Source organism: Marinobacter sp. H13 (assembly GCF_059072335.1).
In genome coordinates this window covers 2553459-2572470 of record NZ_JCACRU010000001.1, presented here as the reverse complement: position 1 = coordinate 2572470, position 19012 = coordinate 2553459, and the positions used below count along the sequence as shown (strand labels likewise).

Annotated in this window: 17 protein-coding genes; all 17 read right to left on the bottom strand. The window is 61.2% G+C overall.

Going from position 1 to position 19012, the window contains the following annotated elements:
- Positions 1–15: 15 nt before the first annotated feature.
- The gene (gene nuoI / locus AC5JQH_RS11870) at positions 16–576 is read right to left on the bottom strand and encodes an NADH-quinone oxidoreductase subunit NuoI (protein ID WP_039881756.1); all 561 of its coding nucleotides are present in this window, start codon (positions 574–576) and stop codon (positions 16–18) included.
- 9 nt (positions 577–585) lie between these two features.
- On the bottom strand, positions 586–1563 hold the full coding sequence (nuoH, locus tag AC5JQH_RS11865; protein ID WP_008169464.1) for an NADH-quinone oxidoreductase subunit NuoH: 978 nt from the start codon (positions 1561–1563) through the stop codon (positions 586–588).
- The gene (nuoG, locus tag AC5JQH_RS11860; protein WP_273017229.1) at positions 1560–4316 is read right to left on the bottom strand and encodes an NADH-quinone oxidoreductase subunit NuoG; all 2757 of its coding nucleotides are present in this window, start codon (positions 4314–4316) and stop codon (positions 1560–1562) included. The genes nuoH and nuoG overlap by 4 nt, the downstream gene beginning before the upstream one ends.
- A 60-nt stretch (positions 4317–4376) precedes the next feature.
- Positions 4377–5777, bottom strand: coding sequence for an NADH-quinone oxidoreductase subunit NuoF (nuoF, locus tag AC5JQH_RS11855; RefSeq protein WP_008169462.1), 1401 nt, complete (start codon positions 5775–5777; stop codon positions 4377–4379).
- The gene (gene nuoE / locus AC5JQH_RS11850; protein WP_273017227.1) at positions 5774–6289 is read right to left on the bottom strand and encodes an NADH-quinone oxidoreductase subunit NuoE; all 516 of its coding nucleotides are present in this window, start codon (positions 6287–6289) and stop codon (positions 5774–5776) included. The genes nuoF and nuoE overlap by 4 nt, the downstream gene beginning before the upstream one ends.
- Positions 6289–8067, bottom strand: a complete 1779-nt coding sequence (nuoC, locus tag AC5JQH_RS11845) for an NADH-quinone oxidoreductase subunit C/D (RefSeq protein ID WP_008169457.1) — start codon at positions 8065–8067, stop codon at positions 6289–6291. Before nuoC ends, nuoE begins: the two co-directional genes overlap by 1 nt.
- Positions 8068–8115: 48 nt before the next feature.
- The gene (locus tag AC5JQH_RS11840) at positions 8116–8793 is read right to left on the bottom strand and encodes a NuoB/complex I 20 kDa subunit family protein (RefSeq protein ID WP_491713823.1); all 678 of its coding nucleotides are present in this window, start codon (positions 8791–8793) and stop codon (positions 8116–8118) included.
- Between the two features lie 87 nt (positions 8794–8880).
- On the bottom strand, positions 8881–9288 hold the full coding sequence (gene ndhC, locus AC5JQH_RS11835) for an NADH-quinone oxidoreductase subunit A (RefSeq protein WP_008169454.1): 408 nt from the start codon (positions 9286–9288) through the stop codon (positions 8881–8883).
- A gap of 350 nt (positions 9289–9638) precedes the next feature.
- Complete coding sequence (locus AC5JQH_RS11830) at positions 9639–11015, bottom strand: NADH-quinone oxidoreductase subunit N (protein ID WP_491713822.1); 1377 nt, start codon at positions 11013–11015, stop codon at positions 9639–9641.
- On the bottom strand, positions 11015–12484 hold the full coding sequence (locus tag AC5JQH_RS11825) for a complex I subunit 4 family protein (RefSeq protein WP_104270560.1): 1470 nt from the start codon (positions 12482–12484) through the stop codon (positions 11015–11017). Before AC5JQH_RS11825 ends, AC5JQH_RS11830 begins: the two co-directional genes overlap by 1 nt.
- Positions 12485–12499: 15 nt before the next feature.
- Positions 12500–14398: an NADH-quinone oxidoreductase subunit 5 family protein gene (locus tag AC5JQH_RS11820; RefSeq protein WP_153741175.1), complete on the bottom strand. Its 1899-nt coding sequence runs from the start codon at positions 14396–14398 to the stop codon at positions 12500–12502.
- Positions 14395–14706 carry an NADH-quinone oxidoreductase subunit NuoK gene (nuoK, locus tag AC5JQH_RS11815; RefSeq protein WP_053113951.1) on the bottom strand — a complete coding sequence of 104 codons (312 nt, stop codon included), beginning with the start codon at positions 14704–14706 and terminating at the stop codon, positions 14395–14397. The genes AC5JQH_RS11820 and nuoK overlap by 4 nt, the downstream gene beginning before the upstream one ends.
- On the bottom strand, positions 14703–15239 hold the full coding sequence (locus AC5JQH_RS11810) for an NADH-quinone oxidoreductase subunit J family protein (RefSeq protein ID WP_091855032.1): 537 nt from the start codon (positions 15237–15239) through the stop codon (positions 14703–14705). The genes nuoK and AC5JQH_RS11810 overlap by 4 nt, the downstream gene beginning before the upstream one ends.
- Positions 15239–16135: a complex I subunit 1/NuoH family protein gene (locus tag AC5JQH_RS11805; RefSeq protein ID WP_493805612.1), complete on the bottom strand. Its 897-nt coding sequence runs from the start codon at positions 16133–16135 to the stop codon at positions 15239–15241. The genes AC5JQH_RS11810 and AC5JQH_RS11805 overlap by 1 nt, the downstream gene beginning before the upstream one ends.
- Entirely contained in the window at positions 16132–17076 is a 945-nt protein-coding gene (locus tag AC5JQH_RS11800) for a Ni Fe-hydrogenase III large subunit (RefSeq protein ID WP_482901703.1), read from the bottom strand. Before AC5JQH_RS11800 ends, AC5JQH_RS11805 begins: the two co-directional genes overlap by 4 nt.
- A 986-nt stretch (positions 17077–18062) precedes the next feature.
- A complete protein-coding gene (locus tag AC5JQH_RS11795) occupies positions 18063–18425 on the bottom strand; it encodes an NADH-quinone oxidoreductase subunit A (protein WP_008169436.1) in 363 nt (120 codons plus the stop codon).
- Between the two features lie 151 nt (positions 18426–18576).
- Positions 18577–18993: a hypothetical protein gene (locus AC5JQH_RS11790; protein WP_139043634.1), complete on the bottom strand. Its 417-nt coding sequence runs from the start codon at positions 18991–18993 to the stop codon at positions 18577–18579.
- Positions 18994–19012 lie beyond the last annotated feature (19 nt).

Sequence of the window (19012 nt, the reverse complement as noted above, 5' to 3'; positions counted from 1 at the left end):
TAGTTCCTTTTTTGGTCAGGGTAAAAGCGTACGGACATCCTCCGGGACCTCCTCGTTCTGTGCCTCACCTTTATCCTTGCCGGCGATAGCCATGCCGGCAACCTTGTAAAAGTGGTAGTCGTGGTCCTTGCCGGGGCCGTTGATCAGCAGATCTTCCTTCTCGTACACCAACTGCTGACGCTGGTACTCGCCCATCTCGAAATCCGGTGTCAACTGGATGGCGGAGGTGGGGCAGGCCTCTTCACACATGCCGCAGAAAATGCAACGGGAAAAGTTGATGCGGAAGAACTCCGGATACCAGCGGCCGTCGTCTTTTTCACCTTTCTGCAGGGAAATACAATCCACCGGGCAGGCCACCGCGCAAAGGTTGCACGCCACGCATCGTTCTTCGCCGTCCGGATCCCGGGTGAGTATGATGCGGCCCCGGTACCGGGGAGGCAGATAAACCTCCTCTTCCGGATAGTTCACGGTTTCCCGCTTGCGGAAGCCGTGCATGAATACCATCCACATGGTACGCAACAGCGACCAACTGGCCGGTATCAGCCATAACACCGACAACACCTTGTTTTTTCGCATCTTTCCTCCCTATGAACCGGTCAGTAGCAGCACCGCCCCGGTAGCCAGCAGATTGACCAGGGTCAGCGGCAGACACACCCGCCAGCCAAAGCTCATCACCCGGTCATACCTGGGCCGTGGCAGCGATGCCCGGAGCAGGATAAACAGCATCAGGAAGAAGCTGGTCTTGAGGGCAAACCACACAATGGGTGGCAGCCAGGGGCCCTGCCAGCCGCCGAAAAACAATGTCACGATCAGCGCGGAAACCAGCACCATGCCCACGTATTCGCCAATGAAAAACATGCCGAACTTCATACCGGAGTACTCGACATGGTAACCATCCGCCAGTTCCTGTTCCGCCTCCGGCTGGTCGAAAGGGTGGCGGTGTGTCACCGCGATGCCGGCGATCAGAAATGTGACGAAACCCAGGAACTGGGGAATCACGAACCACAGGCCTTCCTGGGCCGCGACGATGTCGCGCAGGTTGAAGGAGCCGGCCATGGCCACCACACCCATGAGCGACAGCCCCATGAACACTTCGTAGGACAGGGTCTGGGCCGAGGCTCGCAACGCGCCGAGCAAGGCATACTTATTGCCACTGGCCCAGCCACCGATTAACACCGCGTAGACGTTGATGCCGGCCAGCGCGAGGAAGAACAGCAGCCCGATGTGCATGTCCGCCACCCCCCACCCCGGTGTTATGGGGATAATAACGAAAGACAGCAGCAGGGAAGCGAAGGCAAGGTTGGGTGCCAGCATAAACAGGGCGCGGCTGGCAAAGGGCGGAGTCCAGTCTTCCTTGAAAAAGATCTTCAGCATATCGGCAATCAGTTGAAGAGTGCCGAATGGCCCTACCCGGTTGGGACCATAACGATCCTGCCAGAGGCCCAGCAGCCGACGTTCGACCACGGTCAGTGCCGCTCCCACCACGACCACGGCAAGCAGGATCACCAGCGCCTGGAACATGGCCCAGAGAGTGGCTGCCAGTTGTGGAGTCCACCAGCTCATGACTCACCTCCCGTGGGTTTTCCTAAAGTGAGTGTCGCGCCCTGCCCCAGGCCGGGCAACAATCCCGCGGGCAGGCCAGCCCAGCCGGGGGGCCAGTCTTCCTGCTCCGATACCGTAATGTCCGGACCGCCAAACAGCATCAGGCTGTCGCCCTCACGCACACCAAGCAGCGTCAGACTGTCGCCGTCGCGCACGCCCAGCGCCTCGGCATCCGGGCGGGCCAGGATGACCACCGGCGCGGTCATCCGCTGCCGGACAGGTTCAGCCCGGGCAGACGTTTCCTCGCCCCCGAACACCCGTGGCAACACCAGCGCCCGCAGCCCGCTGCTGTCAGTGGCGCCGTCATCAAAGACCGGGTCGGGGTATTCGCGATGGCCGGGCTGAGGCCGAATCAATCTTATGCCCGGGTCCCCTCCGCGCAGGTGACCGCCCACTTCATCGGTGAACTTGTTCCACGCCTGCGGGGAATTCCAGCCCGGCGCCCAGGCGAAAGGTATCTGCTGCCGGGGCCGGTCAAATCCGCTGTAGCCTTCCATGGAGTAAGCGAAGGGTGTATCGGTATCCTGTGGCGGGCGGGGTTCATTTACATCGAGGTTGGCGCGCATGGCGGTGCGGCCGCTGTAACGCTGGGGCTCACGGGCCAGCCGCAGGCCCTCTATGCGATAATCGGGCCCGGGCGCGGCATCCACAATCCCGGCCAGGCCTGGATGGGCCCCGGCGCAGGCCCGGGTGGCCAGATCCAGGCTGATATCCCCGGGGGCTTCGCCCCGCAGCCCGGCGGCCAGGGTGTGTAACCAGCGCCAGCTCTCGTGAATTCGGGTCTCGGGGCGCAGGTAGGCCGGTTCGAACACCCGGAAGAAGCGCTGGGCCCGCCCTTCCAGATTTACCAGGGTTCCGCTCCCTTCCGCGAAACTGGCAGCAGGCAGGATGAAGTCCGCCCCCTCGGCGGTTCTCGTCCGCTGGTGGTCCAGCACCACGCGGGTGTTGGCACGGGCCAGGGCCTGCTCCACCCGGTCGGCGGGCAGGCGTTGATACAGGTCGTTCTCCAGCACCACCACCGCATCGGCCCGGCCCTCACTCAACTCATCCAGCGCCCAGTCCAGTGTCTGCCCCCCCATGAGCGACAGCCCGGTGCTGTTGGCCTCCCGCCGGATCAACACCAGCCCACCCTGCGCTGCCCGCCTGGACAGGGCCCGGGCAACCGCACCGGCGGCTTCCAGGATGGCCTCGCTGGCGAGGGAGCCGCCGCTGACAACCAGCGGCCGCGCCGCTTTTAACAGGCTGACGGCGATTTCTCCGGCCCGCTCCTGGCTGGCCGGGTCGAGGCCGTCCACCGGGGGCGCCGCCGGGTCGATGGCATGAGCCACCGCGAAACCGAGCCGGGCGATATCATCCGGCGCCAGGGCATGGCGGGCGACAGCGACACTGTCCAGCTCGGTGGGCGCTGGCCAGACAATGTGCAGCGGGTGGTACCGGTCCTGCCCCAGGGTCTTGACGGCCTCGGCATTCCAGGCCGGCACGCCGATCTTTTCAGCCAGTTCTTCCCGCCGTGACAGCACAGCCTGACGCAGATTCAGCCCCAGGCGCGCGGCGCTCTGGACCGGGTCCTCGCCCAGCACCAGAATGGCATCGTGGCGTTCTATTTCCCGGGGTGTCGGGGTGGGCAGTCCCGACGTTTCCTGCAGCCGGTTCATTATGGCCAGGCACGCCTGCTCCCGGGACTCTATCCCGGTGGAAAAGTTTTCCGGCCCCACCATGGCCAATAGCTGGTGATTGCTTTCCAGACTGGCCCGGGGCGATCCGATGCCGATGATGCGCCGGGCCTGACGCAGGGCGCCGGTGATACGCTCCAGGGCCGGATCCACCCCCAGCGTCACGGCCTCCTGCCCCGGCCGTTCGGTCCATTCCGGAACCCGTGGCCGGTCGGCGCGGTTGACGTATCCGTAACCAAACCGGCCGCGGTCACAGAGGAAGTGGCTGTTAACCTCACCGTGGTAGCGGTTTTCGATGCGGCGAATCTCGCCGTAGCGTTCCCCGGGGCTGATGTTGCAACCGACCGCGCACTGGTGGCAGATGCCGGGGGCATACTGCAGGTCCCACTTTCGGGTGTAGTGATCGGAATGACTCTGGTCGGTGAACACCCCAGTGGGGCAGACTTCGGTGAGGTTGCCGGAGAACGGGCTTTCCAGTGTGCCTTCGGCGTATCGTCCGAAGTAGATGTTGTCCCGGGCACCAAAGGCGCCCAGATCGGTGCCACCGGCGTAGTCGTTGTAAAAGCGCACGCACCGGTAGCAGGTAATGCAGCGGTTCATTTCGTGGGCGATGAACGGCCCCAGGTACTGGTTGCGGCGAGTGCGCTTGTTGAACCGGTAGCGGCGGCGGTCATGGCCGGTCATTACCGTCATGTCCTGCAGGTGGCAATGGCCGCCCTCCTCGCACACCGGGCAGTCGTGGGGGTGATTGATCATCAGCCACTCCACCACACTGGCCCGGAAAGCCCGGGCTTCCTCGTCATCGATATCGATTCGGGTCTGGTCCGCCGCCGGGGTCATACAGGACATGACCAGAACGCCCTTGTTGTCGTCCTTGTCCTTGTACTGGCGCACCGCGCACTGGCGACAGGCGCCGACACTTCCCATGGCCGGATGCCAGCAGAAATAGGGAATATCCAGGCCCAGTGACAGACAGGCCTGGAGCAGGTTGTGCGCCCCGTTGACCTCGTAGGTTTTTCCGTCCACGTGAATCGTCGCCATGCTTGCTTCTGCCTTCACCTAGAAAGTACGATCACTGTTTGTTGAAAGTGACTGTTGAAACTAACGGTTGTTTGCCGGCGCGTCCGCTGCGACCCGGTCCGGAACGCCCCGGGTGTCGCCGCTTACCTTGCCAATGCCCTGCTCAAACTCCTGCCGGAAGTGCCGCAGCGCTGTTTCCAGCGGCATGGCGGCGCCAGGGGCAAGGGCGCAGAAGGTCAGCCCCGGGCCACAGTCCGCCGCCAGCTTGTCGAGCAATTCGATGTCGCCGGCCTGCCCCTGTCCCTTTTCCAGGTCCCGGAGCAGTTTTACCACCCAGGGCAGACCATCACGGCACGGAGTGCACCAGCCGCAGGATTCCCGGGCGAAGAACTCCTCCAGGTTGCGCATCAGCGATACCATGCCCCGGTCCTCGGGGACCGCCATCATCAGGCCGGTGCCCAGCCGGCTGCCGACATTGGCGATAGAGTCAAAGTCCAGGGGCAGCTCCAGATGCTCCGGCAACAGGAAGCCGGTGCTGGTGCCGCCGGGCAACCACGTCTTGAGCCGACGGCCTTGCTGCAGCCCCCCGGCCCGGTCGAGCAGCTCGGCCCCGGTGACGCCCATGGGCAGCTCCCAGAGGCCCGGCTCCGCAACCGGCCCCGACACGCCATAAAGCTTGGTGCCGCCGTCACCGGTACGGTTGCCGGACAGGTTCTGATACCAGTCAGCGCCATGGAGAATCACGGCGGGTATGTTGCACAGGGTCTCGACGTTGTTAACCACCGTGGGCCTGCCCCAGGCTCCGGACTGGCCGGGGAACGGCGGCTTGGCCCGGGGATTGGCGCGCTTCCCCTCCAGTGCATTGATCAGAGCCGTTTCCTCGCCGCAGATGTAGCGCCCCGCCCCGGTATGCACCGCGATGTCGAAATCGAACCCGCTGCCATCAATATCCGGCCCCAGCCAGCCGGCTTCGCGGGCCTCATCAATGGCCCGGTTCAGCACCCGGGCCGCCTCCACGTATTCACCCCGCAGAAAAATGTAGCCTTGCCGGGCGTTGTTGGCCCGGGCTCCGAGGATCATCCCCTCAATCAGCAGGTGGGGTTGCTGCTCCATCAGCAACCGGTCCTTGAAGGTGCCCGGTTCCATTTCATCCGCGTTGCAGATCAGGTAGCCCCGGGGCATGTCACCCCCCTGCAGAGTCAGGCTCCACTTGACGCCAGCGGAAAAACCGGCGCCGCCCCGGCCACGCACATTGGCGTCTTTCACCACGGTGATGATGCCCTGGGGGTCGCTCTCGGCCAATGCCCGGCGGACCGACTGATAACCATCCTTATCCAGATATTCGCCGAGCCAGACCACCTCGCCGTCGTCCCTCAGCCTCCAGGTCAGCGGATGGGTTTCGGGTTGACGCTCGGTACCGGATTGCCGTATCCGGCTGTGATAACGCAGCGGGTTGCCTTGACCTGAGGTGGATCCGCTCATTCGTAGCCCTCCAGCAGGTCGGACAGATCCTCCGGTGTGACCGGCCCGAAGGTTTCGCCGTCAATCATCAGCGCCGGGGCACCGTCACAGGCGCCGAGACAACACACGGGTAACAGGGTGAAGCGGCCATCGGCGGTGGTGGCGCCGTAGTCCACTCCCAGCTTCTCCACCAGGGCCTGTTTCAGCGTTTCATACCCGGTCAGGAAGCAGGAGCTGCTGTCGCAGACCAGGATCACATGGCGCCCTACCGGCTGACGGAAAATCAGGCTGTAAAAGGTAGCCACGCCGTCCACCGCGGCGAATCCCAGGCCCAGCAACCGCCCGATGGCCATGATGGCACCGTCGGGAACCCAGCCATGGCGGCGCTGGACGATTTTCAACGCCTCGATACAAGCGGCCTGGGGCTGCTCGTAGTGTTCCTTTTCCCGGAGAATCGCGGCTTCGTCGTCCGGGTGCAGTTCAAAACGGTCACTGCCGATCAGTTCGGTTGTGTGCGGGGTTGTTGCCATCATCAGCGATCCACGTCTGCCATTACGAAATCGATACTGCCCAGGTGGGCGATCATGTCCGGCACGAAGCCTCCGCGCATCAAGGACGGTATCTGCTGCAGGTGCGGAAAGCTCGGAGTCCGGATGCGGGTTCGGTAGCTCATGTTATTGCCGTCGCTGGTCAGGTAATAACTGTTTATGCCTTTGGTGGCCTCCACCATTTGCAGGGATTCGCCGGGTTTCAGAACCGGACCCCAGGACACCTGCAGAAAGTGCGTGATCAGCGTTTCGATGTGCTGCAACATCCGCTCCCTGGGTGGCGGGGTGGTCAACGGGTGGTCCGCCTTGTAGTCGCCCGCGGGCATGTGATCGACGCATTGCTGAATAATGCGCAGGCTCTGCCGCATTTCCTCAATACGCAGCTGGCCCCGGTCAAAAACGTCTCCGTGCTGCCCCAGAGGCACCTCGAAGTCGAAGTTCTCATAGCCGGAATAGGGCCGCTGTTTGCGCAGATCGAAGTTGCAGCCAGTGGCCCGCAGGTTGGGACCGGTCACGCCCCATTCCAGGGCCTCGGTGGTGGTGAAGGCAGCCACATGCCGGGTCCGCTCCCGCACCAGGGCGTTTTTCATCATGGCCAGCTCGTATTCCCGCAGCCGCGGCGGCATCCAGTCAAGGAACTCCTGCACCAGTTGCTGCCAGCCCACGGGCAGGTCCTGGGCAAGGCCGCCGATCCGGTACCAGGCCGGATGCATGCGAAAACCGGTGATGCCCTCAATCACCTTGTAGGCCCGCTGGCGGTCAGTGAAGCTGTAGAACACCGGCGACATGGCGCCCAGATCCTGCAGGTAGGTCCCCAGGAACAGCAAATGGCTGCTAATACGGAACATCTCCGCCATCATCACCCGGACCGTCTTGACCCGGTCGGGCACCTCGATACCCGCCAGTTTCTCAACCGCAAGGACATAGGGAAGGTTGTTCATTACGCCGCCGGTGTAGTCGATGCGGTCGGTATAGGGAATGAAGCTGTGCCAGGTCTGGCGCTCGGCCATTTTTTCCGCGCCCCGGTGGTGATAGCCAATATCCGGCACGCAGTCGATGATCTCCTCGCCGTCCAGTTGAAGCACGATCCGGAAGGCACCGTGGGCAGAGGGATGATTGGGGCCCAGATTGAGGAACATGAACTCGCTGCCATCCCGCTCACGCTGCATGCCCCAGGCTTCCGGTTCGAATTTCAGCGCCTCCTGCTCCGTCTGCTGCCCCTCCACTGTCAGGGTGTAGGGGTCGAATTCCGTGGCCCGCGCGGGATAGTCCTTGCGTAATGGGTGGCCATGCCAGGTGGGCGGCATGAGCAGCCGTTGCAGATGGGGATGGCCGGTTGCGGTAATGCCGAACAGATCCCAGATTTCCCGCTCATACCAGTTGGCATTGGCAAACACCCGGGTCACGCTTGGCAGGTTCGGGTCGCCACCGGTCAGCGCCACCTTGATGATCAGGTCTTCATTACGATCCACCGACAGCAGATGATAGAAGACCGTGAAATCCGCGGCTGGTAGCCCGTCACGGTGGGCACGGAGCCGCTCGTCCACGGCAGAGAGATCGTAAAGCATGGAAAAAGACGCCGGCGGCGCCTTCAGGTGGCGCAGTATCTCCACTATCCGCTCACGTCGCACCCACAGCACCGGAAGCCCGGTCAGGGTAGGCTGAACGTGCTCGATGTGTTCCCGGAATCCGTCCAGAAGCCCGAGGGCCCGGTCAATGCCGGACTGGGCCGGTGCATGCCTGTCGAGAGCGTCTGTGCTCATGATGCTGACTCATCTCCTGTCAAGGTTGGGCAAATCGGGAGGCGGCGCTCAGAGTTTGTCCGGAGTCCTCAGTTCGGTGGCCTCGATTCGCTGGCTCCGTTTCTGCTCCCGCTGGGCCCCCATCTCGGCCTTGTAAACCCCTTGATCCCCCACGACCCAGGACAGCGGCCGGCGCTCCTCCTGAATCGAGTCCTGCAACAACTGAAGTGCCTGCAGGAAGGCCTCGGGCCGCGGCGGACAGCCCGCTACATAGACATCCACGGGCAAGAACTTGTCAACCCCCTGAACCACCGAATAGATGTCGTACATACCGCCAGAGTTGGCGCAGGAGCCCATGGAAATGACCCACTTGGGTTCCAGCATCTGATCGTAGAGCTGCTGAATAACCGGAGCCATTTTGATGAAACAGGTGCCCGCTATCACCATAAAGTCGGCCTGCCTCGGCGAGGCGCGGATCACCTCCGACCCGAAGCGCGCAATGTCATGGGGCGAGGTAAATGCGGTAGTCATTTCCACGTAGCAGCAGGACAGACCGAAGTTATAGGGCCACAAGGAGTTCTTGCGCCCCCAGTTCACCGCCGAGTTGAGGACGTCACTCAGCTTGCCGGTGAATACGTTGCGTTCAAGCTGGCTTTTGACGTATTCCTCCGATGACTGCCGGCGCCCCATCGGGTAACGGTCACTGGATTCCTGCTCTTCCTCGGCCCGTGTCAGTCTGTAAGGCATGGCTGGTCTCCATATAAAGGTTTGCTGACAGTGATCAAGGTCCGGACGACAATCATCGGGAACTGAATACACCCTGGAACCGAACGATTAGCCCTCCCCGTGTCCCTGAGAACCCTCGGGGGCCCACTCCAACGCCCCGGAGCGACTGTCGTAGAGCAGGCCGGCAAGCAGTATCAGGATAAAAACCGCCGCGCCCCAGAACCCGCTCCAGCCCGTTTCCGGAATCACAACCGCCCAGGCAAACAGAAACACCGCCTCAATATCGAAGATCACAAAGAGCATCGCGACCAGATAAAACTTGACGGAAAACCGCTGGCGGGCGTCACCGACACCGACAATACCGGACTCAAACGGGATGGTTTTGCTGACGCCATGGCTGCGCCCGCCAAGCAGGCTGGAAACGCCTGCCATGAAGGCACATAAGCCGAGGGCAGCGATCACAAAAAAACCGGTTGCCCAGTAGTTGACCAGCAACTCATTGACCGTGTCCGACATACCCCCTCCTGTTCTGAATCATCATCCTATCCGCCCAGCCTGAAACGGAACTGAATCAGCAGAGCAATCGTTCTCAATTTTTGATCCCGATCAAATTCACAAGACTGTTTCCAGCCGGCCTCAGTCAGCAGAGCGCACTACTCACTGCCATAAATCAAGACCTGCAGGAAACAGCAACTCCGCGGGCATAATCGAGTAGAGCAAGGTATCTGAAGGCTTCATACTGGCGCTGCTTTGAAAGCAGGTACCGCACAGACTGTGTTGTCTACTAATATGGCTTCATCGCACCGATTGAGGCCTTCGTGCAGTAACCATTGCCAGCACGATTGCCAACATCGCCAGGGGAGGAATTAGGACGACGACCACGCTACCAGTCCCAAGAGAAAGAACTGGGCCGCCAGACCGAGGATCAGCGTGGCAGCAAAGGTTGTCACTACCACCGTGCCAAGAGCTTTGCCCACCGGCGCGAATTCCGTCGCCGCCTGCTGGTACATGGGCACGACAATGCGCAGATATACCGCCAGTGAAAGTACACTGTTGGCAATTGCAACCACCGCCAGCCAGGTGAATTGGACATCAATGGCGGCGGCGAACAGCAGGAACTTCCCAACGAAGCCGGCAAGTGGCGGAATCCCGACCAGCGATAGCAGAAAGACCACCATTGCGATGCCAATAAGCGGTTGGGCGCGCCCCAATCCGTCAAAATCGTTCAGAGTCCGTCCGATATTGGCGGCAACGGCGAAAGCGCCCAGATTCATGGCCGCATAGGCGGCAGCAAACAGTATAATGGATGGCAGAGCAAGTTCACTGGCGCCGACTGCCAGGATACCCAGAAGGAAATAGCCGGATTGGGCAATCGACGAATAGGCCAGCAGCCGAACGACGTTATCCTGCACCAGCGCGGCCAGATAACCATAGGTCATGGTCAGAACAGCCAGCCCGGCGATGATGGCGGTCCAACCACTTTCCGGGGGTAGATCGCGAACCACCTGAGCGAGTGCGAACAGAGCACCGATCTTGGGCACCACTGACAGGTAGGCCGCTATTGACAGTGGCCCACCCTCATAGGCATCTGGCGCCCAGAAATGGAATGGAACCAGCGAGGCTTTGTAACCCAGACCGACAACCACCGCCACGAACCCAAGAAGAACCGCCATTGGCATGGTATCCATACCAGGAAGATCCGCGAGTAACGTGGATCCCGCAGCGCCGAACCAGTAACTCAGGCCGAAAATCATGATCGCACCTGTGACCGAGGCGAACACGAAAAACTTCATGGCGGCCTCTGTGGCAGGGTCGGTATCCGGGTAGGCAACCAAGGCAAAGGTGGCCAGGCCAGTTAATAATGTACCCAGTACAAGGAACATCGTATCACCCGCGCCTGCCAGAACGAGCGCGCCGATGGTGGCAAAGCAAAGCAGGCAGTAAACCGTGCCCTCTCGCACGGTGCCTCTCACATCCACTCTCGCCAAAAATATGGCGAGGATGGTGGCCGGCAGCAGAATGAGTTTGGCCCACACACTGAGGTCGTCAACCCGGAAACTGCCACCAAACACCGTTGTGTCCTCACCAATCAGACTGACGGTCAGACCCGTGGCAACGATCAGACCGCTAACTGCGACCAGCAGCGCAATTTGCGGCCTACGCAGCATTTCCGCAATCAGCGCACCGACAGCCGTCAACAGTACGGCAATTTCAGGAATCAACAGTGCAAGATCACGAGCCATCACAGTGCCAGCGCCGATGTAGTGCGGTGGATGATACCCAGCACCCAGGAGGGTGCCACGCCAGTGCCGACAGTGAGCACCAGCAATGGCCCCACAGCAAGCCACTCACGAGCGCTCAAATCAGGCATGGACTGCCAGCGCTGCCGGGGCTCGCCCAGAAAGGTTTCCCGCAGTGCTTTGAGAAACGTACCGGCAATAATGGCAATACCCAAAATCACAACCACCGCGGCTGGCGAAGCGCTTAAAGTGGCAAGAAATATCTGAAACTCGGCCGGAAAGTGCGCCAGCCCGGGCAAGCCCAGCGATGCAAAGGCCGCCAACACAAAGGTCCAGCCGAGCATTGGGACCGTCTTGAGCAACCCACCCAATTCGCCCATTTCACGGGTGTGGGCACGGTCCTGGATCATGCCCACCAGCAAGAACAAGGCACCGGTAACCAGTCCATGGCTGAACATCTGCAATACCGCACCATCCAAAGCAACAGTTCGCACCGAGGGATCCAGAGTTATTGCCGCCACGGCCACACCGACAATGACATACCCCATGTGGTTAACCGACGTATAGGCGACCAAGCGTTTCAGATCACTCTGCGCCAGAGCGGCAAAAGCCCCGTAGAGCGCGCTGACAACACCGAGAACAAGAACAACAACGCCCGCTTCACGGAACGCATCGGGGGTCATTTGCAGGGCAAATCGAACCAGCCCGTAAGTGCCGAATTTCAGCATGACGCCGGCGAGGATGACGCTGCCGACGGTCGGCGCCTGCACGTGTGCGGCAGGCAACCAGGTATGCAGTGGCACCGCGGGGATCTTTACCGCAAAGGTGATCAGCATAGCGATCAATGCCCACATGGCCGCCGCGCCCTCCAGGGGGGGATTCTCAATCCAGGCTCGCATGTCGAAGGTCGGTTCGGGGCTGCCCAGATAAAGCCCGAGGATAGCAAGCAGAAGCGGCAGACTTCCCAGCAAGGTGTATATAAAAAACATCAACGCTGCCCGTTGCCTGTCTTCGTGGCCCCACCCGGCGATCATGAAATACATGGAGACAAGGGAAACCTCGAAGAAGACGTAGAACAGGATACCGTCGAGGGCTGTAAAGGTACCGATAGACGCAGTTTCCAGAAGAAGTACCAGAGCAATATAGGCGCGCGGACGTTCACGAAGCGACGACGCATAGATCACAGCAACCAGGAAAAGAACGGCGCTCAACAGCACCAAAGGCAGACTGATCCCATCAACTCCCACCCGGTAGGCGGCACCGATGGCCGGTATCCATTGCAGCTCTTCGACCTGGGAAAAGCCTGCACCGCTCGCACCCTGAAACCACATGGACAGAGCACCGATCAGTGTAAGGGCGGCGGTAATAATCGCTATGACGTGTACCGTACGCGTTGCGGGCTTCGGAAGACACAGAATCAGCACCGCGCCGACCAGCGGCAAAAACAGGGTGAGCGAGACAAGTGGTAACATGAATATGGGTTTCCTCTAAAAGCTCGTCGATGAAGCAAAAAGCAGAACAGCCAATGTGACGGCGATTGCGACCGCACTGATCGCCAGGCTGTGGTGGATGAGGCCGCTTTGGAGGTTTCGGGCTCGTGCACCCAGTGCACGCACAGCCGCCACCAGGGCGAAAATCAGGCCGTCGATACGGCGTTCATCTCCAAACCGCACGTAGGTCGCGACCCTCAGGCTCACTCTGCCCACGCAAAGCACAATCTTGAACAAGCCCCGCTCCGTTCGCTCGCCCGCAGAGGCAAGGAAGAGACCGGCGCGCCCAAGAGAAAGCACAGCTTCATACAGACGCCCTTCCAAACGCTCACATCCTCGGGCTACAGCCATTGCTGGCCTACCGACCCAGACCGTAAGCCCACCGCCAACGGAAAGTCCGCGTCGCGCCCACGGATAGACCGGACCTAGCAGGCGGGGAGCCGGCACGAGCCAGCCCAGGCCGAGGCCACACGCGGCAGCAAGAAGCCCGAGGAGCACGGCCAATGTGCCTGCGGTGACGGCGGGCAGATCAAGAACGGCCTCGATGGGGCCGAAGGCCAGGCCGAGAATCGTGGCAGGGACCGCCAACCCCCAAATGCCCACGCGCATCCAGGCACTACCGGCAACCGGTCGGGTTTCGCCGGAGCCTCGCCACAGCAGGCACAAGGCCCGGGCCATATAGCCGCCGGTCAGCAGGGTACCGGCCAGCGCCAGGGGGCCGAGCCAGGCGGCACCCTGCGCAGACAGGGCGGCGGCGATTACCGCATCCTTGGAGAAGAACCCACTCAATGGCGGGATACCGGCCAGTGCCAGCGCTGCCAGCGCAAAGCCGGCAAAAGTCCAGGGTCTGTCACGACCAACCCCCTCCAACTGATCGAACCCGGTACCCCCGCGAGCATGCTGGAAGTCGCCGGCGGCAAGAAACAGGGTGCTCTTGATGGCTGCATGGGCGAGCAAATGCATGAGAGCCGCCAGCGGAACGCCGGCTCCAACCGCAACCAGCATCAAGCCATATTGACTGGCAGTGGAAGCCGCGAGCAGGCGTTTGAGATCACGCTCGGCAAGTGCAATAACCCCGGCTGCCACCGTGGTAACGCCGCCGACAAGTCCGACGACGAGCAACACCTCGGGTGTCAGCAGCGGGGCCGAACGGATCAGCAGGATGGCACCCGCCGCCACCAGCGTGGCCGAGTGCAGCAGCGCCGAGACCGGTGTCGGCCCCGCCATGGCACGCATAAGCCAGTCCTGCAAGGGGACCTGGGCCGACTTACCCATGGCGGCCAGTAGCAACAAAAGCCCCGCGGCGGTCGAGGCACTGCCGCCGGCCTCCAGGGAGGCGGCAATCTCGCCGGTACCGGCCGACCCAATCAGCATAAATACCGCCACGTACAAACCCAGATCGGCGCTACGAGTGTAGAGGAAAGCGCGACCGGCGGCATCCGCGGCCTCGGGTCGCTGGAACCAGAAGCCAATCAGCAGGTAACTGCACAAACCGATCAATTCCCAGGCCGCCAGCAACAGAACCCAGTCGCCGGACAGCACCAGCGCCTGCATGGCAGCCAGGAACAGGGACATTACGGCGTAGAAGCGGCACAGGCCGGACTCCCGCTTCATATAACCAACTGCATAAATCAGCACGAACGTGCCTACGGTGGCCACCGCCACCGTCAACAGCGCTTCCAGAGGTCCGGCAACCATTCGAAGCGGCATGTCTGGCAGCCCCGGCAGAAGCAGGGTTTCGGCCTGCCCGCCGGCGACCCGGGTCAGTAACCATAGACTGCCGCCCAGACTTAACGTCGCCCCGCCGAGAACCAGCGCCGTGGAGCCCCGGCGCAGGACCAGCAACGCCATGGCCGCGATCAGCGGTGGCATTATCGGTAGAAGCACTGCACTCATCCTTTCAGGTCCCCGGCTTCTTCCATTTCAACCGAGCCCTTGGCCCGGAAACGCGCAATCGCGACACCGAAGCCAACCGCCATTTCGACCGCCATGACGGTCATCACCACCAGCACGAACATCTGGCCGGAGTAGCTTTCGGGGTGCAGAAAACGCCAGAAGGCGACCAGGTTCACCAACGCGCCCGCAAGAATCAGCTCCACCCCCATCATGATCATAACCAGATTGGTCTGGGACAACGCGCCATAAACACCAATACCGAACAGGATTGCACCGGTTACAAGCGCCACGATCAGGACGAGAGTCATTCCGTATCCTCCTTGTCAGCACTATTGGCCGTCGTTTGCACCGGTATCGCCACCGCCGTGGCCGCAATCATCGCGGTCAGGATAGTGATACCGGCGGTTTCGAAGATCAGCATGGAACGACCCAGCAATTCCATGCCCAGCGCCCGTGTCTGCATCGCCGCATCCGGCGCCTCGGCCGTTACAGGTCCCCAATCGGCCCAAAACGCGACCACTATCGCAACACCGGCAGCGACCACGCCAGCGCCAATTGAAAAGCGCTTCTGGTGGGTCATATCCATGCCCCCCATCCCGCCCGGGTCCATCATGAACATCACCATGAAAATCGCCATGATGCTCATCTCCGTGGCCATCATCATGATCTGCAGCACGCCCAGGAATTCGGTCTGCATCGCCAGGAACATGCAGCCGACGGCAGTCTGAGAAAACAACAGCGCCAGCGCGGAACGCACCATGGACGATGTGCGAAACACCACCACGCCGAAGCCGATGGCGGCCAGCCCGAAAACGGCAACAAAAAAAGCCTGAGCGTACATTATGGAACCACCAGAACCAGTAAACCGACAACAATGATATTGAGCAGTGCCAGGGGAATCCCCAGGGTCCAGCACCACCGCATCAGATCCGCCTCGCGAATGCGCGGCAGATAGCGACCGGCCAGGAGCATCGACACGGCCACGGCCAGGGTCTTGATCAGGCTCCAGGCCCAGGGCGGCAGCAGCGGCCCGTGCCAACCGCCGAGGTAGAACACCGTGGTCGCGGAAGCCAGCGTGATCACCAGCGTCAGCCTGGCCAGGCGCAACACCCCCAGGCGCACGCCGGTGTATTCCGCGTCCACACCCCCGCCCAGTTCCCCGGGTGCGGTTGGCAGATCAAAAGGCGCACGAAACGCCAGCGCCATGGCGGCAATGAAAAACAGCACGAAACCAAGCGGCTGATAGACAATGTTCCACAAGCCGCCTTGGGAGCCAACGATCACCGTGGTCACCAGGGATTCGGCGCGCATCGCCACCGCAGTGATGGGCATGACAATAAGCATGGCGTAGGCGATGAGCTGGCCAAGGAATCGCCAGCCGCCGATCATGGCGTAGGCGCCATTCGGGCCCCAGCCGGCCATGATCAGCGCCACCAGCACATAGGCAAGCGCCGCGTTGATGAACAGCGCACCGGTAGCCAGATCCGCGATCACCAGGGTCGGCGCCAGCGGCAGAACCGCCGCGCCAAGCACCGCGACGATCAGCAGTAGCACCGGCGCCGTCTCGAAAAAGACCCGGTCCGGCGTGCGCGGTACAATGGATTCACGACCGAGGTGCGCCAGGCCGCTGAGTAGGGGCGCGGCCGGACGCAGGCGGCCCGTTGTCGTCCAGCCCTCGACCACGGCGAGCAGCCAGACGCTACCAAGCAACGCAAGCAACACGATGACGAAGTTCACGAGATCACCTCCCAGGGCGAAAGGTCAAGTGATCCGACCGCCACCAGTGCGTCGCCCAGTTCCCGGCCCTCGACAAGCTTTGCGACCAGGCCGATATGGTGACTGCAGGCGGTGTCCAACCTGTAGGATTTCACCTGGCCGTGTTCCAGAATCAGGCTCAGTTGAGCCTCGCCGCGCGGGGTTTCCACGGTGGCCTCACCGGTGCCTGATCCACGCCCGATGTTTCGCAAAACAGGTAGCCCCGGCTCCCCGGTTGCCTTGATGTAGTCGAGGCTCGTGATGATTTCGTCCAGGCGCTGCCACAGGCGCGCCCAGGCATCTCCGGCGTCGTCAGCAGCGCGCGCCACGGGGCCACTCAGGCCCGCAGTGCCCGATGGCAGTACGCCGATCCCCTTCAATCGCGATTTGAGCAAAGGCGTTCGCCCAAGACGAGCCGCCAATGCCTGCAGAGCGGGCGTCAGTTCCACAAGCCGTTTTCCACTGGCGCGGCGGATCTCCAGTTGCAGGGTTGCGGCACGATCCGTCAACCAGGCGAAGCCGAGCTGGCGCCCCGTTTGCGCCAGCCAACCCAGGTGACTGGCGATGCGCTCACATTCAAGCGCCACAGCCCGGGCCTGATCGGTTGCCGAATCGTTCTCCAGACCAGCCGCCCGCTCGATTGCCAGGCAGGCCAGCAGTCGGTAGCTCACGCTGGCCAGTGGCATGGCCGACGCCAGGCGCTCGATAAAGGTCTCGGCGCCGATCTCCTTGCCTTCTTCACTCTCATTGATCATGCCCACCAAGGATGTGGCCTGTCCTTCTGTTACGCCGTCACCGTCAAGAGTCAGCGTCAACTTGAGCCCACCAGGCAGACCGGGGAAAACCGGACCGAACGGCACCTCCATCCAGTCCATCGCCAACCCGTCGGCGCTACGAGGCAGGTCCTTGGTCACTTCAATCATGGACATGAATCCCGAGGCGCCGTGGTCATGCCCACCATGATCATGCCCACCATGATCATGACCACTATGACCGTGACCTACATGATCATGGCCGCCATGTTCGTGGCTATCATGACCGTGCCCACTGTGATGGTGGCCACTGTGATCATGCCCAGAACCTTTCTCCTCCGCGTCGCCGTCGGACTCATCGTGCTGGTGCTTGTGTCCGTGATCATGATGGTTTTCGTGCGAGTGCTGATGACCCTCGTGCTGCTCATGATCGTGCTCATGCGAATCATGATGGTCATGGCAGTGACCATGATCGTGTTCGTGTTCATGGTGTTCGTGCTGCTGCGCATGATCATGATGCTGGTGTTCGTGCTCATGATGCTGGTGTTCGTGCTCATGGTGCCGGTGCTCGCGATGATCGTGCCCATGGTCATGCTCGGGGGCCGGCTCCCCTGCCTCCCGGGCGACCAGGTCCATGCCACACTTGGGGCAACTACCCGGCTCGTTCTGGACAACTTCCGGGTGCATGGGGCAGACATACTCGATTCTGGCGTGCAGAACAGGGGCGTCGAAATCCTCGGGGGAGTCTGAGAATGCGCCCTTGGCCAGCGCGCGCTTCAACCAGTCAACCGCGTCGATCAGGCCGGCTTGCGAAACACCCGCGGAAAAATCAGCGTCCGGTAGCGTTGACGGCGTCTGTCCGCCCAAATTGACAATGGCTCGCGGCCTCGGCATCTGCGCATAGAGCACCGCCACGGCCTCGTTCATTTTCTCTGAAAGCTCGCCGATAATCAGGAGCACGCTCGCATCGCGAGGTGTCGCGGTGATGCGCATACCTGCCGCTGTCACATCCAGGCCATGGGACAGTGCCACTTCAGGCCCCGGGACGATCAGGCAGCTCAGGTTGCCCGCGAGGGCCCGGGAAACCCACTTCTGAAGTACCGTGAACCGCTCCTGCCGCTGGCGCGCGCCCGTAATGGTCATTGTCGGGTCAGAAGTCATTGCCGCCTCAATGCCCCCTGACTCCAGCCGTAGAGCAAACCAAGAAAGAGAATGGCAAGGAACACCCCCATGTCATACAAAGCAACCAGCCCTACTTCCCTGTATACAACTGCCCAGGGGTACATAAATGCCATTTCCATGTCGAAGGCCAGAAAGAGCAGCGCGTAGCCGTAGTACCGTGCGTGATAGCGGCCCCAGACCGGGTCCCGTGACAACACTCCGGAACTCGCTGGCACGTCCTTGCCCGGCTCCCGACGCGTCGGGCCCATGGCACGGGCAATCCCAAACAGGGCCAAAACCGTAGCTGCGATGCCAAGCACCAAGGCAAGCAGCAGACCGTACTGCTCCAAAATACTCATCATCCAATCCTCAAGTCGCGCACCGGAGTCTGCACTCCGATAGCGTTCTCCAGAGACAAGATCAATATGCCCTTAACTCGCTTCTTGGTTCCGCATGGGCGAACCGTACTTCCCGAGCAAACAGAGGCTAAAAACTCACCCGCAGATATCCTTACTCCAGTCCATGATGCTTCCCTTCATATACCTTGACGTTCCTTATCTTGCCTCCCTCATTGAGCAATTCGAAATCATTTCCAGACAAAGGCTTTATCTTGTTACAGGAATAGTCGCGACCATAGACAGATGTGCAAAATTTACCGTCTTTGACCTCCCATCTTCCGATATAGTGGGTAAGGTTTCCCTGCTGTTCGCGATATTTGGTCATTCCATAGATCGAACCATCAGGATCATAGTACTCATGAAAAGTTCGAGTGCGAAAATTGTCCTGAGCATCTCGGAATTCCATTTGCACCGTGTTTCCGACGACAACATCTGCGACATCTTCGCCAGAAAGAACTTCTTCAGCGTGCAAAAATGGCGCTTGCAAAAAAGTCAAAAATACGAACAGTTTAAAATTTATTGCTTTCATCTGGTTATCTCTCAGTTTC